Here is a 17374-nt window from a genome sequence, read left to right on the forward strand (position 1 = left end):
AAGGAGAAGATGAAAATGTCGAAGAAAACAATTTACTTTTTATGTACCGGAAACTCTTGCCGCAGTCAGATGGCTGAAGGTTGGGCTAAAAAACACCTTGGAGAGGAGTGGAATGTTTATAGCGCCGGAATCGAAGCGCATGGATTAAATCCGAATGCCGTAAAAGCCATGATGGAAACAGGTATTGATATCTCGGGTCAAACATCAGACATCATCGATTCTGATATTCTAAACCATGCAGATTTAGTCGTTACCCTTTGCGGCGATGCTGCAGATAAATGTCCAATGACTCCTCCGCATGTAAAGCGTGAGCATTGGGGCTTTGATGATCCCGCCAAAGCACAAGGAACAGAGCAAGAAAAATGGGCATTTTTCCAAAGGGTGCGCGACGAAATCGGAGAAAGAATAAAGAGGTTTGCAGAGAACGGAAAGTAAAATAACATGAGCTGAGGAAAAAACTCGGCTTTGCTTTGAGTTTTTATATAAGTGACTGATTCTATAAGGCGGGGAAGATAGCTGCTGTTAATAAAATCAGTTCATTCTTTATTGAACGGTGAAAAATTATCCCAACACTTTTAAGTGGTGGGATTTTCATGTTTGGATTTGTCTTCTTTAATCAGCTTTCACTGTTCAAAAAATATGGTACAATATACAAATGCTTTGTTGACTGAGTCAATAAACTGGCGTTTTATGCTAGGTTGAAAGAGAAAGGTTTTGATATGTTATGCTTCATAATCCAACTGGGAAAGAACGTTTGTCATTGGCTTTTCTTCTTGGCATGCTGGCAATACTGGGCCCTCTTAATATAGATATGTATCTGCCAAGCTTTCCCGAAATTGCTGACGATTTGTCTGCCGGTGCTTCACTTGTACAGCTTAGTTTAACGGCCTGTCTGATCGGGCTCACTATCGGCCAGCTTATTATTGGACCGGTCAGTGATGCGAAAGGAAGGCGTAAACCTTTATTAATTTCGATTTCCTTATTTGCGCTGTCTTCGCTGTTTTGCGCGCTTTCACCGAATATCGGGACATTAGTGCTGGCCCGTTTTTTACAAGGATTTACCGCCTCGGCGGGAATTGTGCTTTCACGCGCGATTGTGCGGGATGTGTTTACCGGACGTGAGCTTTCGAAATTTTTCTCGCTTTTAATGGTCATCACTGCTGTCGCGCCTATGGTCGCGCCGATGACGGGGGGCGCCATTTTGCTATTGCCGTTCGCTACATGGCATACGATTTTTTATACGTTAACATTGATCGGATTCTTCCTTGTTCTCATTATTTCGCTGAGATTGACAGAAACATTGCCGCCGGAAAAACGGATTCCAAGTTCAATCGGTTCGTCCGTCAAGACGATGGGCAGTTTGATGAAGGACAGGTCTTTCATTGGCTATGCATTGACTGTCGGTTTCATTCATGGCGGAAGCTTTGCATATGTATCTGGAACACCTTTTGTATACCAGGATATCTATGGGGTGTCACCTCAAGTTTTCAGTGTTTTGTTCGGCATTAATGGTCTCGCCATTATTTCAGGAAGTTTTATCATCGGGCGCTTCGGGGGAATGATTCATGAGAGGAAACTGCTGCGGATGGCGGTCATTACGGCTTTAATTGCGACATCCGTCCTGCTGACGATGACAATGATTAAAGGGCCGCTTGCAACGCTTGTCATCTCTATCTTTATCTATATGATCACTATTGGAATGACCCTGACAAGCACCTTTACACTGGCTATGGAAAACCAGGGGCACCGCGCGGGCAGTGCAAGTGCAATGCTCGGAATGCTTCCATTGCTGCTCGGTTCAATCGTTTCACCTCTCGTTGGCATGAATGAAACGACAGCCATTCCGATGGGAGCGATCATGTTTATCACATCTGTTATCGGGGCTGTCGCCTTTTTCACATTGACAAAGGAAAAGGCGGAGGAGAGGCAGGCCGGAATAAGTGAAAGCTGATGGATTTTGAAGAAGGACGGAATCAATCGATTCCGTCCTTTCCTGTTATAGTGACGCACGAAGAATGGTAAGAACGTCATTCTTATTTAATTTTTGGAAGTTGCCGAACCCTCCGTGCTCCATTTCTTTAGCGGCGATGTCGGCAATCAGCTCGAGTTTTTCTTCTCCAATATCATAATCGGCCAGTTGGGCGTCTTTTTAGGGGCATCTGTCTGACCATATTTCAATTAAAAAAGCTTGCCGAGAAACCCGGTTAAAAACGGCTTTATCGGCAAGCAGAGCAACTATTTGATCATAGTTTTATCATCACTAACGTTTCATATGTTCGCTCGAAGTTTCATTGATATGAATGATCATCGAGACAGCGGTGCCTACATCAGGAGCGCTTTGTATTTTCAGTTCGCTTCCGCAGAAATGCTTCAGCCGCCGATTGATATTTTTGAGGCCGACGCTGCCATCGACATTCGAAGACAAGACATCTTTTATTTTATCCGGCGTCATGCCGATTCCGTTATCTTCTACCTTGATGAAATACTGGTTTTCGCTTTCTTTTTTTGCTGTCAGCTTGATCCAGCCGCCGCCTCTTTTTTTGCTGATGCCGTGATGGACGGCATTTTCCACCAAGGGCTGAATCATTAAAGGCGAAAGCATAAAGTCAATGTCTTGTTCAATATCGAAAAGGATTTCCAGCCGATCGCCGTAACGCGTTTTTTCGATAGAAAGATAGGAGTTGACAATAGAAAGCTCATTCCTGAATGAACTGACGGCAGATGTATTTTGAAAATCAAAACTCATTCTTAAGTAGTTGGTAAATTCAGCGGTAACCTCCCGCGCTTTTTCAATATCCAAATGGCTGAGAGAAATAATCGTGTTTAATACGTTGTAAAGAAAGTGGGGCTTGATCTGCGACTGGAGAAATGCCATTTCTATATTTGTCGCTTGATTCGCCGTATGTTTCATCATGATCAGATTTTTAATGCGCGCCACAAATTCAGAGTAATTGTAAGGTTTTTGCAAAATGTCGTTCGCTCCGCTATGAAAAGCCTTGTACTTGTCATGGTCGATGATAGCTGCTGTCATGATAAGAACCGGAAGATCGACCATGCTGAATCGTTCACGGATTTTCATACAGACTTCGAAACCGGTCATATCCGGCATCATCAGATCCAAAATCACCAGATCAAGCTTCGCGCGGGAGACCACTTCCAATGCCTCCTTTCCGTTTTTTGCTGCGATCACGTTATAAGGAACGCCTTCAAGCATATCGGCTAAAATTTTTAAACTCTCTATGTTATCATCGACGATCAGAACAGTGGCAGCCTCTATTTTCTTAGAATAATATGGCGTACTCACAGAGAGATCCGATATATCCCTGGCGGATTGTAATTCAGGCAGCCCCTCCTTTGCGCCAGGCAAAGAATCATGATGAGCAACTGGCAATGTGAAATGGAATGCCGATCCTTTCCCTGCTTCCGATTCTACCCAAATGTCTCCGTTCTGGAGCTTAACCAGCTGTTTGACAATGCTTAGGCCTAGACCGGCCCCGTCGTCTTTATGGTTTTCCGCCTGCTGAAAAGATTCAAATATGATGTGGCGGACAGCCTCAGGTATGCCGACTCCGGTATCGGCTACCGTCATTTTCACCATACTCTCGTTTATTCTGGCAGCAGAGATCGTAATCTGCCCCTCTTGCGTATATTTAATTGCATTGTCTATCAGATTGGTCATGATTTGCCGAAACCGGTTTTCATCGGCGAAAACGGGAGGAAGGTCGGCTGGAATGTGATGAACAATGCTCAGATTTTTATTTCTAGACAAAAGCCGGTAGAAGTCCATTTCCGTACCAATCGTCGAATAAATATCGACAGGAACCGGGTGAACTTGAAGTGTGCCCTGTTTCATTTTTTCCAAATCCAGAATGTCATTCACCAAATCTGACAATCTATAGCCCATGCGGATGACCAGCTGCATATTATCTTTTTCTTCTTCTATCGTTTTATGTCGCTTACCGGCTAGTAGCGTCTGACATATATTAATAATGCTGTTCAGCGGCGTTTTAAATTCGTGCGATGTTTTGGCAATAAACTCATCCTTTAATCGGTCAATCTTGAGCAGTTTCCAGGACAGGACTTCATTTTCGCGGAAAGCGCCGGCAAATTGCTGTGCCATCAGAAGAACGGCCGCCAGCAAAGCGATGATTGATGGCAATGAATAGATCGAATTGAATGAAAAGACCGTTCTGCCGCTGTAAGCAGAGATGGTCGTTAATATCACAAATGCGCTCATCGATATAGAAGCAATGGTAAGATACAGGCTGCCTTTCATTTTTCGAAGCGCAGCAATCGTAAAAATATAAGTAATATAAATCAGAGTCGTAACGGCAAGAACGGAATGTAATTTGTATGAGAGTTGGTCAATGAAACCCACCGACATAAAATCTGTGATCAAAATCAATCCGGAGAAGACAATCGCCACAAGTATAAATTTCTTTGAAACAATCTCTCTGTAGGCAAAATAAAGATAGAGAAAAACCGCAATGCTGACAAGCACCGTAGTGATCGCCCTCAAAGAGTTTAGCAATGAAAATGAAATAGATGGATAGAGGAGAAATATAATCCGCTCTTTCCCGACCAAAAGAATGATGATCGAAAAAAGAAGACACATCACAGAAAAAAACAATAAATGCTTATCCTTTCTTCTTTGCAGGAAAAAGCCCAGAAAATATAAGCCGGTGATGAAAAAAGCTGTAATCATGATAGAATCATTAAGAAAGGAAATTTTGTTTTCCCGTAATATTTGCTCCTGTGTCCCAAAAGTGATCGGTTTTGCGATACCCCATCCCGGCACTTTTCCAAAATTCGAGAAGTGCAGAACGAGTTCATTATTCCCCCTGTGAATCGTGAAAAAGCTCGTATACGGTCTGTTTTGCGCCGTGAAATTCGCTTTGCTTGAGGGGCTGCCGCTTTGTCCGATTAATTGTCCATTGAGATAGATGCGATTTGAACTGTAAATAAATGAGGTGCTGATCCCAAAAATCTGATTGTCTTGATTCGATTGGATCGTCAGCTTGTACGTTCCATAATCCACCTTGATTCCCGATTCGATCAATTTCACATTGCTGGGGACATCGACGAATATGGGATTTTTCCCTTTTCCTGAATGGAGTGCTTTTGGTGACAGAATCTGATTTGGATATAATGTCCACTTTCCGTTCAGCTTTACGTTCCCATCCTTCTGAAAATCCCAGTTTTTCAGATTCATGATCCCCTGCTGTGCTTCAGGAAGTTTTGACCCGGACAAATGATTAATGGCCATGAAAATAAAAAAGAAGGCCGCATAACCGAAAATAATCGAAAATAGAACGAATGTCTTTTTCAAAATCAGCACCCCTTACTCAAAATCAACTAATAAACCACTACTAAATTCCTATTCATCAACACGAATATTGTAATCATAAATGTTAAAAAACTACAAGAGAGAAAAAGATCCAACTAAACGGGCAGTTAGGCATGATATAATAAAAATCATTTTCAGATGGGGTGGGATGTTTCGTGAAAGCATTAATTGTTGATGACGAGGAACTGGCACTGATTCATTTTAAATATATGCTTGAACGAACAAATTTCTTTCAATCCATTGAAACGTTCCAAGATCCGGTTGAAGTTCGGGAGCATCCGGCGATCCAGGACGCAGATGTGGTGTTTCTTGATATTGAAATGCCCGGGATAAACGGCATTGAGCTTGCTGAAGCGATCCAATCGATGAATGAAAACATCCAAGTTGTTTTTATCACGGCCTACAATGAATTTGCGATAAAAGCGTTTGAATTGAATGCCGTTGATTATTTGCTGAAACCCGTTGATGCCGTTCGGCTGGTGAAGACGATTGAACGAATCAGGGAGAACAGCATGCTTAGGGCTTCTGCAGAAAATGCCGGGGGAAATTTTTTCATCCAATGTTTTGGGAACCTGCAGTTTCATCAAACAGTAGAGGGTGTCAAAACATACATACCAGTCAAGTGGAGAACGTCCAAAGCCCGCGAAATTTACGCTTATTTGCTCCATCATCAAGGTCATGTGGTCAGTAAAGACATGCTGATCGACCTTTTTTGGACCAATCATGATATTTCCAAAGCAAGTACCCAGCTTTACTCAGCGATTTACCAAATACGAAAATTAATCGGACGGCTTCCTTTCAGCCAATCAATCGAGAAGACCGACACAGGGTATGTCCTGCGGATGTCCGACGTAAAAGTTGATGTTGTTGAATGGGAAAAGTCTTTGATAGAGGCTCCTCCTATCACTGCAGCTACAATAAACCGGCACATGGATATGTTAATGTCATACCAAAACCATTACTTTATGGAGCACGGCTATCTGTGGGCAGAACCGGAAAAGACGCGGCTTGCTCAGATGTGGCTTGGGAAGGCTTATGAACTGATCGATTTCCTCATTCATGAAAAGAACTACCATCAAGCAGTGGACATATGCCTGCAAGTTGAGAAAATTGAACCTTGTGATCATAAAATGATGCAATACAAGATACAGTTATTTAATAAAACCGGGAATGTAGAAGAAGCGATAAAGGAATATGAGCGTTACAAGCGAACGAAAGATAAGATGAACTGAAGAATGAACACGACCAGACCGGCTGAGCCGGTCTTTTTTTATGCGGTATTACCGGATATTCAATCAGTCCATTTGGAATGTACAGAAATTGTATAGTTCCATTTCATACAATGAAGTTTGGTTCGGATGATAACAGCTGGCAAACGAGAGGACAAAAAAACCTCATACCGGGGCCAATCTTGATGACCGCCGCTAAACATATAGCAATTATTTCGAAAGCCAATCATTCGGCAGATATAGATATTTTCAGGGAGGAGGCCGTGAGATCTCTAGACTCGTGAATCTATCGGCACGCAAAAAATAATATAAAAGGGGAGGAATAAGAATTTGAGATCGAGAAAATTTCCGCTCGGCCTAAAAAAAAGCAGAAGGCTAAAGACATTTTTGATCACTTGCTTTACGCTGATTTTCGTTTTCAGCCAGGTTCTCGGCTTTACGCTTAAATCAGAGGCTGCCGGCACGTCAGCAAGTGACAGTCAACTCTTCGATTCAGTGACAATCAAAAACGGCAGCGATCAAGCTGTTGACGGGTCAAAGGGCGACGAACCAGCATTAACGCCAGGGGATAAAGTGACGCTCACATACGAATGGTCATTAAAAAACAATGAAGAAGCGATCATCGGCAAAGACATCACAGTAGAGATCCCTAAAAGTTTTGAATTTGATAAGGATGCCGCAGGTGATGTGAAAACGGCTGAACAGGTCATCGGCAGCTATAAAGTGACTGCAAGCGACAACACTCTGACGGTGAAATTGAACAGTGCAGCTGCTGATTCTGCTGATGCAAAAGGGGCCATCACACTGTCGGCGAAATTTGCCGCCGATGTGAAAGACGATACAAAAACGGTAACAGCTCTTTTTCATCTGGGCGCCGGAAAGACGCAGCAGGTGATCATTCCAGTGAAGGCAGGTGAGACATCGGGTTCCGAATCAGAAACGCCTAAAAACGACTCTGCAGAACCTGCGGACGATCAGGCAGGAACAGATGACAAATCTCATTCTTCAGCCGACCAGGATCAAGAAGAGGCAGAATCAAAACCATCTGCAGACGCTAAGAGCGGCGATTCACGGGCGGCAGCATTTTCAAGTACATCGGCTGTCAGCAGCCTTGAGTCTGAAGGAAATCAAATTACGCAAAATATATTAACCGGCGTAACATTGACGGATGAGAAAGGAAATCCCTATGACCAAAGCAATCGTGCCAGCACGAATTCTCCGGCCAAAATTACAATGACCTGGGCTATTCCGGATGAGTTGGGCAAAACAATCAACGCCGGCGATCAATATGCATTTGATTTGCCCAAGGAATTTATCATGCATAACGACATTACTGACCAGCCATTGATCGGCGGCGACACCGCTTATGGTTCTTTTACAATTGATAAAAGCGGTCATGTTGTGATGACTTTCAACGATGAAGTCAAAACAGATTCCAATGTCAAAGGGACATTGTTTGTCAATACACAGTTCAATCAGCAAAACATTAAAGGTTCGACTACACAAAAGATACCCTTCCCGGTCAATTCAGACACTCCGGAAGTAACGGTTTATTTTAAACCAAATGTGAGTAAAACCATTGATAAATCAGGGACTTTGGATAAAGGCATCAACCCCGGTAAAGCAACATGGACGGTCGATGTCAATAAAAAACTGGATCAAGTCACAAATGCTAAACTCACCGAAAGCCTTCCAGACGGATTGATCTATCGTTCAGTAACAGTTTATCAACTGGATGTTAACATTGATGGATCAGTAAACCAGGGAAGTGAAGTGACTTCAGGATACAGTGTAGACGCAGATGGAAACGTCGCATTCGATGGAACCATTGATTCAGCCTATCGCCTCGTATACGAAACAGACATTGATAATAGTGCAAAGCCTGGCGAAGGCGGAAATGTAACGTTGACGAACAAGGCATCATTCAGCGGAGATAATCTGGAATCAATTTCTGCAGAAGCTTCCGTCACGGCCAATTATGGAAAAATGCTCGAAAAATCCTCGACCGGCTACAAAGGCGATTCACAAACGTTCAGCTGGGCTGTTTTGTACAACTATGGAGAGAAAAAGATCGAGCAATCCAAGGCCAGTATCACGGACACGTTTGGTTCCAATGATTTGCATCTCGTTTCAGATTCCTTGAAGGTCATTCCGATTACATTTAGCCAGAACGGCAGCGAGCAAGCCGGAGCCCCTTTAGAGGAAGGTGCGGACTATACGCTGGCCGACAACGGGAACGGCTTTGAAGTTCAATTTAATAAAACGGTCACCGGAGCTTACAAAATCACTTATCAAACCCAGGTCAACAGCGGAGTGATCATTGATAAATCTACAAAGTACACCAACACTGCGGTGACAGGAACAGGGGAATCGAAGGAAGACTCGGGCACTGCTATCCAGCAGAACCTGATAAAAGGTTATTCAAACCTTGATTATGAGAATAAGACCGTCGACTGGACAATTACCATTAATAAGAACAACTATACAATGAATAATTGGACATTGAATGATCAATTTGACAGCGGAGGGCTGACGCTCATTGACGGCTCATTCAACATTCAAGACACAACCAAGAACGAAACATTGCAAGAGGGCAAAGATTATACATTGACAAAAAAGCCCGATCACGAAGGCTTTACATTGGCATTCATCGGGGATTATGCGAAAACAAACAGTCAGTTTAAGATCACCTATACGACAAAAATCAATGCTGATTTTTCCAACGAATCTATTAAGAATACGGCTGAGTCAGCATGGACTGATCATAGCGGCGATGAACGCACGAACAAAGAGTCGAGCGGTTTTACACCGAATCATCAGACCTCTCATAATGGATTCAAAAACGGCTCATATAACGCTGTTTCAAAAGAAATCACCTGGAAAATCGGTATCAACTATAATGGCGAACCTTCAAAGAATCCTTATATTAAAGATTCGATAACAGATAACCAGCAATTTGTTCCGGGTTCGATTGTGGTGAAGAGCTATTCGATCAACAAAAACGGCTCCATCACAGAAGGAGACACGCTTGACCCTTCCAAATACGATGTGGAAGAGCCGTCGGCCGACAATGATCATACATTGACCGTACACCTTAAAACAGACGATTCTGTACCATATCTCATTGAATTTAAAACATCGCTTAAAGGGCAGGTCATTGATCAAAGTCAGTACACAAACAAGGCGACGTACCATAATGACGGCCATTCCGACCGTACCTTGACAGGCTCTGTTTCGGTCGCAAACGGCGGAAACCTGATATTCAAAGGCGGTAAACAGGATGGCGGCTATGTCGATTGGAACATCAATGTCAACTCCAGCCAGTCGACGCTGAATGATGTCAAAGTCACTGACACTCCGGATGAAAACCAAATATTAGATGCAGATTCTTTTAAAGTGTATCAAGCCAAATATGATGAAAAGGGCGTTGTTAAGGACAGCAGCGGAAATCTTGTTGCAGATCAAGTGCAGCTCCAGAAAGACAAGGATTATACGCTAGACATCACAACCGATTCTGCAACGGGGGAACAATCATTTATCCTGAAATTTATAGGCAGTTACAAGCAAATAGACCGCGCCTATGTTATTCAATATCGTTCCCTGATTAATATAGCCGGCACGAGCGGCCACGTCAGCAACAAAGTGTCAATTTCCGGAACAAATGTTCAGGAACAGACTCAGGAAAACGGAAGCTCAGTCTTTGTCGCTATTTCAAGCGGAGGCGGTTCCGGTTCAGGAGAAAAAGGAAGCCTGACCATCTTTAAAACAGGGAAGGACGATACACCTCTTTCAGGAGCCGATTTTCAATTGTGGACCAAAGACAACAAGCAGCTCCTGCGTACAGGAACGACAGATGCCGATGGAATGATTACGTTCGGAAATATCCGCTACGGCACCTATGTATTAAAAGAAACGAAGGCGCCAGACGGATATACCATCAGCAATGCCTACGCAAACGGAGTCTCTGTTAAGATAGACAGCAATTCCTCCAGCTCAGGTGCGCTGCACAAAGTCATTAATTACAAGAACAAGGTGACGCTTATCAAAAGAGATGAACAAAAAAATCCTTTGAGAGGAGCTGTTTTCAAGCTGGAGAAAAAATTCAGCGACGGCACCTTTACTACGATACGCACGAATATCAAAAGCGATGAACTAGGAAAAGTTGATATAGAGGGTGTGCCAGCCGGCGACTATCGTTTAATCGAAACGAAAGCCCCTGCAGGTTATATTGTGAATACACAACCGATCAACTTCTCAGTAACAAAGAATGACAAGAATCAAGTGCCTGACGTGGATTTGGGCACATTGATCAATTATAAAGGCAGTGTCCAATTAACGAAGGAAGATGCCGAAAGCCATAAGCTTAAGGGAGCTGAATTTAAGCTTGTGGATCAGGAAGGGAAAATCGTCCAAGAGAAACTGACGTCAGATGAAGACGGGAACGTGACGGCTTCAGACCTCGCGCCGGGACGCTATGCTTTTGTGGAAACGAAAGCCCCTGCCGGATTTGTATTGAACAGCGAGCCGATTGAGTTTACAATCTCCGAATCAGCGGAAGGAAAACCGGAATCGGCAGATGCCGGCGTTGCGGTAAATTACAAAGGTTCCGTTCTTTTGACGAAAGAAGATGGCGAAGGCCATAAACTTGAGGGCGCCGTATTTAAGCTTGTGGATCAGGAAGGGAAAATCGTCCAAGAGAAACTGACGTCAGATGAAGACGGGAACGTGACGGCTTCAGACCTCGCGCCGGGACGCTATGCTTTTGTGGAAACGAAAGCCCCTGCCGGATTTGTATTGAACAGCGAGCCGATTGAGTTTACAATCTCCGAATCAGCGGAAGGAAAACCGGAATCGGCAGATGCCGGCGTTGCGGTAAATTACAAAGGTTCCGTTCTTTTGACGAAAGAAGATGGCGAAGGCCATAAACTTGAGGGCGCCGTATTTAAGCTTGTGGATCAGGAAGGGAAAATCGTCCAAGAGAAACTGACGTCAGATGAAGACGGGAACGTGACGGCTTCAGACCTCGCGCCGGGACGCTATGCTTTTGTGGAAACGAAAGCCCCTGCCGGATTTGTATTGAACAGCGAGCCGATTGAGTTTACAATCTCCGAATCAGCGGAAGGAAAACCGGAATCGGCGAACGCTGGCATTGCGGTTAATTATCAAGGCTCCGTTCTTTTGACGAAAGAAGATCAAGACGGAAAAGGATTAGACGGTGCTGTTTTCAAAATCGTTGACAATAATGGAAAAACAGTCAGAGACGATCTGGTATCAAAAGAAGGCGGCAAAATTGAGGCCGCCGGATTAGCGCCGGGAAGTTATCAATTTGTTGAAAAACAGGCGCCTGACGGCTATCTTCTGTCAACCAGCCCAGTACAATTCGCGATCCAGTCTGAACACGACGGCAAGCCGGAGCAGGTTGAATTAACGGCCGTCAACACGAAAAACAGTGTTGTGCTGACAAAAGTGGATGAGAACAACAAAGACGCCGTTCTTCAAGGTGCGACATTCAACTTGACAGACGGAAACGGCAAGGTGCTGAAAGCAGGCTTGACCACCGATGATAAAGGGCAGATCACATTGCACGGCCTCAAACCGGGCGACTACCAGTTTGTTGAAACAGAGGCACCTAAGAATTACGATCTGGATAAAACACCAATACCGTTCAAGATCAAAAATACCGATACAAAATCAGTGGAAATCACCGCAGAGAACCAATTGACACCAGGCGACGTGATACTGACAAAAGTGGATCGAAACGATAAAAATACCGTTTTGGAGGGAGCTGAATTCAAGCTTTTGGATTCCAGCGGCCAGCCTGTAAAAGCTGACGGCTACGGCAAAGAACTGCCATCAGTCTGGAAAACGGATAAGAACGGACAGTTCACCGTAAAAGGATTGGCGCCCGGGCGCTACCAATTGATCGAAACGAAAGCGCCCGATGGCTATAAACTGGATGAAACTCCGCTTCCATTCGTCATTGAAAAAGGACAGTCAAAAGCAGTCGAGATCATTGCTCATAATGAAAAATTAAAAACGCCAGAGCTTGGCAAAGACACAACGGATGACAATTTGAAGGAAGACGGACATGATTCTAAAACCGATGACACAAGCAGTCATTTGAAATCAGACAAAAACCTTCCAAAAACCGGTGATACGGACAGCATGATGCCAATCATGATCGGCATTCTGCTGCTCTTAGCAGGCGGAGCCTTGGCTTTTGTCTCAAGAAAGAAACAAAGAAAGGCGTAGTTAAATGTTTTTGCACCTGATCATTGAAGATACGGTCAGGTGCTTTTTTTTAGAAAAAACAGCCCCCGCCAGAAAGAGCTCATTTTGGTCATTAATCATAAGGAAGGGATTTTCTCCATGTATAAAAAAGTGATCATTGCGGTCCTTGTTCTATCAGGTCTGCTGCTCATCTTTTCTCCTTTCATAAAAGAAAGCATCATCAGCTGGCTTAGTAATAGTCAGAATAAGACGGAACTGACTGCGGCGCAAGCGCAAAAAAATAATGAAGAAAAGGCATTATTTGAATTCGATGCGATTCAGCCGCCTTCTTTTTTCGAAACATTAAAAGCAGGCTTTGATCGCGAGCCGAAAGCGGTCATCGGCCGGATATCCATTAGCAGTGTCGAAATGGAGCTTCCGATATTAAAAGGCACAACCAATCAAAATCTGCTGAGCGGGGCAGCCACAATGCGGCCAGATCAGAAAATGGGCGAGGGAAACTATCCGTTGGCAGGCCATCATATGAGGCAGAAGAACCTCCTGTTCGGACCTCTGTTAAAGATTAAAAAAGGGGCAAGGATTGTGATCACAGATTTTAAAAAAGACTACATCTATACTGTGACATCCAAAAAAGTGATTTCAGAAATGGATGCAGATGTGATCCAGGAGACAAAAGAAAAGGAAGTTACACTGATCACATGTGACAAAGCAGAGAGAACCGAAGGGCGCCTCGCGGTTAAAGGAAAATTAATTGATGTTGCTGTTCATGTAAAATAAAGGCGCGTTAACAGTTTTATTGGTGTGCTATGAAGCTTTGTTCTGATTCAGGCGGTTCTCGAAAGCGTGAAAAATCCTTGTCGATAAAGGTTTGAACTCTTTTCAGACCGAGGCGGCAGATAAAATGGAAAGCTTGGTAATTATAGACTGTCGAGGCGCCCTCATTCACTTGGGGGCACTTGTTTTTTCATGCGTGATGACAAAGCATTATATAGATGACGACTGGAAGTGAGCGGTAGGGTATGATCCGGAGCGAAATGCAAGTGAGATAGTCATACTTGAGGCTGCCCGATTTCGATGATGATCCGGACACAAGAATCAAGCTTGATCACCGGGTGCCTCTCGCTTTCCACGGAAACTGGATTCCTGCTCACTAGCGGGAAGCAGTTCAGGCTGTTCGTCATAAAAAATATCAGGGGTCTGGCACCCTTGGTATTTTTTTTTGTCGTGAAGTCCATATGAGAGATCACAAACAAGTGACAAAAACATAACTATAACCTAACAAAAACGAGATCATTCTACGGAAATTTTTGAATGATAAAATAAATGATGTGAAAACGGGATGAATCCCTGATATTACTTATTTTTAGACGTGTTAATAACAAATTTTAAGAATAATTTTCTGAAATTTTTGTTGACTGAAAGCGCTTTTAAAATTATGATAATATCAGACATAACAAAAACATAACAAAAATGTAACTACAACATAACAATGAATAAGAATGGGTGTGCTTAGATAAGGCGTGAAATGAAAGCGATTCCAAAATTTTCACATTTACTCGTTGTCCATCATTCTCCAGCATTGAAATGTGTGTCTTTCTTTGGGATGAAAAATTTCAATTTTCCAATAATGAAGGGGAGGTTTCTTTGGTGAATCGATACAGAGTTTGACCATAGCTGATGGCTTTATACATTGAACTTATTATAGAGATTTTAAAGATTAGGGATGGCTGATTGGCGATCAGGACTTCGAAAACCTTTGGAAATAAACGATTTATAAAACATTGTGTACAAAGGCGGGGGAAATAGACATGAATGAACAGGGAAATCAAAAGTCATTTTTAAGTACCATTATTTTAGTTTCGACCTTCGGCGGGCTTCTCTTTGGATATGACACAGGGGTCATCAACGGTGCTTTGCCATACATGGCTGAGGGGGATCAGCTCAACTTAACTGCATTTACAGAAGGCCTTGTTGCAAGTTCACTCCTCTTGGGTGCTGCACTCGGAGCTGTATTTGGAGGGAGGCTGTCCGATTATATCGGCCGCCGCAAAAACATTATTTTACTTGCTGTGCTGTTCTTTTTCGCTACCCTTGGCTGCACCCTTGCACCAAATGTAACCGTTATGGTTCTTTCGCGCTTCTTACTGGGGCTTGCTGTAGGGGGAGCGTCTGTCACGGTGCCGACTTATTTGGCGGAAATGTCTCCGTCCGAAAAGAGGGGGCGGATGGTTACCCAAAATGAATTGATGATTGTGAGCGGACAGCTGCTTGCATTCACTTTCAATGCCATTCTTGGCACCACAATGGGCGACAGCTCTCATGTATGGCGCTACATGCTGGCTATCGCGGCTGTACCGGCGGTATTTTTGTTCTTCGGTATGTTAAGAATGCCTGAAAGCCCGCGCTGGCTTGTTTCAAAGGGGAAAAATGAAACCGCTTTAAACGTCCTTAAAAAAATTCGTGAAGAAAAGCGCGCCGGTTCAGAACTGACAGAAATTGAAGCTGCCGTCATGAAAGAGTCGGAAATAAAGCAAGCGACATATAAAGATCTTGCGGTTCCATGGGTTCGCAGAATTGTATTTCTCGGAATTGGAATCGCTGTCGTTCAGCAGGTTACGGGTGTAAACTCCATTATGTATTATGGTACTGAAATTCTTAAAAATGCCGGTTTTGAAACAAAAGCGGCGCTGATTGGAAATATTGCGAACGGTGTCATTTCGGTGTTGGCGACTTTCGTGGGGATTTGGCTGCTCGGCAAGGTAGGGCGCCGGCCTATGCTCTTGACCGGTTTGATAGGAACAACATCAGCGCTGCTGCTCATCGGAATTTTCTCAACCGTGCTTCAAGGATCGGCCGCTCTGCCTTATGTCGTTCTCGCTTTAACGGTAACGTTCCTTGCATTCCAACAAGGAGCCATTTCACCGGTAACATGGCTTATGCTTTCAGAAATTTTCCCGCTCCGTCTGCGCGGACTCGGTATGGGTGTTACCGTATTCTGTTTATGGATCGCCAACTTCTTTGTCGGCCTTACATTCCCGGTGCTGCTTGATAAGATCGGGCTGTCCTCGACATTCTATATCTTTGTTGGTCTGGGGCTTCTCTCGATCACCTTTGTGAAAAGATTTCTTCCGGAAACAAAGGGGCTTACGCTTGAACAGCTTGAGCATAATTTCCGCAACTACAAGGCTGAAAATGTACAGAATAGTACAAGTGCGAAAATCACCGGATAATAGCTTTAAAAACAGGGTTCGTCAAGAATCCTGTTTTGTCATTTTCAGGTTCTATAAAATAAAAACTTCATTAAATGCCCTTGTGAAAATGTTGTCGCCATGAAGAAACCGCAGTTAATCTTTTTATTGAAGATAGAGGGAGCCGGATGCGAAGAATAACATAAAATAAAAAGCCGGGGTTAAAGATAATCATCCTGGGGATATGACATATTTATCATGAATCAAAAAAAACGAAATAAAGTGTTGACTTATAAAAAGAGTACATGGTATATTATTATTCGTCGCTGATAACAACGCAGTTATCACTTCGGAAAACGCCAGTTGATTTGAAACAGCTCTTAAGCTGAAGGTTTTAAATTAAAGGGTGTACAAACGCTTTAAAATGTGTATAATGAATAAGGCTGAAACGAAACGGCTTTGATTCTTACATTGAACTTTTTAAAAAAACTTGTTGACTTTAACTGATTTTCATAGTATTATAGTTAAGTCGCCTGATAAAGCGCCCGTAGCTCAATTGGATAGAGCGTTTGACTACGGATCAAAAGGTTAGGGGTTCGACTCCTCTCGGGCGCGCCATAACACATTTACCACGCGGGTGTAGTTTAGTGGTAAAACCTCAGCCTTCCAAGCTGATGTCGTGGGTTCGATTCCCATCACCCGCTCCATTTTCAGAAATGATCTTTGAAAACTAAACAAGACAAACGTACCTGTTAATTCATTAAATAAATCGCACATGCGAATGTGCGTAGTCATTATCAAACTTCATGGAGAGTTTGATCCTGGCTCAGGACGAACGCTGGCGGCGTGCCTAATACATGCAAGTCGAGCGGACCGACGGGAGCTTGCTCCCTTAGGTTAGCGGCGGACGGGTGAGTAACACGTGGGTAACCTGCCTGTAAGACTGGGATAACTCCGGGAAACCGGGGCTAATACCGGATGCTTGATTGAACCGCATGGTTCAATCATAAAAGGCGGCTTCGGCTGCCGTTTACAGATGGACCCGCGGCGCATTAGCTAGTTGGTGAGGTAATGGCTCACCAAGGCGACGATGCGTAGCCGACCTGAGAGGGTGATCGGCCACACTGGGACTGAGACACGGCCCAGACTCCTACGGGAGGCAGCAGTAGGGAATCTTCCGCAATGGACGAAAGTCTGACGGAGCAACGCCGCGTGAGTGATGAAGGTTTTCGGATCGTAAAGCTCTGTTGTTAGGGAAGAACAAGTACCGTTCGAATAGGGCGGTACCTTGACGGTACCTAACCAGAAAGCCACGGCTAACTACGTGCCAGCAGCCGCGGTAATACGTAGGTGGCAAGCGTTGTCCGGAATTATTGGGC

The 17374-nt window shown here is 43.8% G+C and carries 7 protein-coding genes, 2 tRNA genes, 1 rRNA gene and 2 pseudogenes (1 of these 12 only partly in view); 9 read left to right on the top strand and 3 right to left on the bottom strand.

The window, feature by feature from the left end:
* Positions 1 to 15: 15 nt before the first annotated feature.
* Both arsC and RBH91_RS03360 read left to right on the top strand, forming a co-directional pair.
* A complete protein-coding gene (arsC, locus tag RBH91_RS03355) occupies positions 16 to 435 on the top strand; it encodes an arsenate reductase (thioredoxin) (RefSeq protein ID WP_307893475.1) in 420 nt (139 codons plus the stop codon).
* A 289-nt stretch (positions 436 to 724) separates the two neighbouring features.
* Positions 725 to 1951 carry a Bcr/CflA family efflux MFS transporter gene (locus RBH91_RS03360; RefSeq protein WP_307893476.1) on the top strand — a complete coding sequence of 409 codons (1227 nt, stop codon included), beginning with the start codon at positions 725 to 727 and terminating at the stop codon, positions 1949 to 1951.
* A 45-nt stretch (positions 1952 to 1996) separates the two neighbouring features.
* On the opposite strand, the pseudogene RBH91_RS03365 reads toward RBH91_RS03360, so the two are convergent.
* The 3 genes and pseudogenes from RBH91_RS03365 to RBH91_RS03375 form a co-directional block, all read right to left on the bottom strand.
* Positions 1997 to 2143: pseudogene (locus RBH91_RS03365) on the bottom strand (NADH-dependent alcohol dehydrogenase); the annotation flags it as partial.
* 117 nt (positions 2144 to 2260) lie between these two features.
* Positions 2261 to 3214, bottom strand: coding sequence for a histidine kinase (locus RBH91_RS03370; protein WP_307894649.1), 954 nt, complete (start codon positions 3212 to 3214; stop codon positions 2261 to 2263).
* A gap of 177 nt (positions 3215 to 3391) precedes the next feature.
* Positions 3392 to 5266: pseudogene (locus tag RBH91_RS03375) on the bottom strand (sensor histidine kinase); the annotation flags it as partial.
* A gap of 236 nt (positions 5267 to 5502) precedes the next feature.
* On the opposite strand from RBH91_RS03375, the gene RBH91_RS03380 reads away from it, so the two are divergent.
* The 7 genes from RBH91_RS03380 to RBH91_RS03410 all read left to right on the top strand — a co-directional run.
* A complete protein-coding gene (locus RBH91_RS03380; protein WP_307893477.1) occupies positions 5503 to 6579 on the top strand; it encodes a response regulator in 1077 nt (358 codons plus the stop codon).
* Between the two features lie 327 nt (positions 6580 to 6906).
* Positions 6907 to 12828 carry a SpaA isopeptide-forming pilin-related protein gene (locus RBH91_RS03385; RefSeq protein ID WP_307893478.1) on the top strand — a complete coding sequence of 1974 codons (5922 nt, stop codon included), beginning with the start codon at positions 6907 to 6909 and terminating at the stop codon, positions 12826 to 12828.
* Between the two features lie 117 nt (positions 12829 to 12945).
* On the top strand, positions 12946 to 13584 hold the full coding sequence (locus RBH91_RS03390) for a class A sortase (RefSeq protein WP_307893479.1): 639 nt from the start codon (positions 12946 to 12948) through the stop codon (positions 13582 to 13584).
* Between the two features lie 1031 nt (positions 13585 to 14615).
* Positions 14616 to 16037, top strand: coding sequence for a sugar porter family MFS transporter (locus RBH91_RS03395; protein ID WP_307893480.1), 1422 nt, complete (start codon positions 14616 to 14618; stop codon positions 16035 to 16037).
* A gap of 499 nt (positions 16038 to 16536) precedes the next feature.
* Positions 16537 to 16613, top strand: a tRNA-Arg gene (locus tag RBH91_RS03400).
* A 15-nt stretch (positions 16614 to 16628) separates the two neighbouring features.
* Positions 16629 to 16702, top strand: a tRNA-Gly gene (locus RBH91_RS03405).
* A gap of 96 nt (positions 16703 to 16798) precedes the next feature.
* Positions 16799 to 17374 (top strand): 16S ribosomal RNA (locus tag RBH91_RS03410); it runs 973 nt beyond the window's last position.

The organism is Bacillus swezeyi (assembly GCF_030908325.1).
Lineage (GTDB): Bacteria > Bacillota > Bacilli > Bacillales > Bacillaceae > Bacillus > Bacillus swezeyi.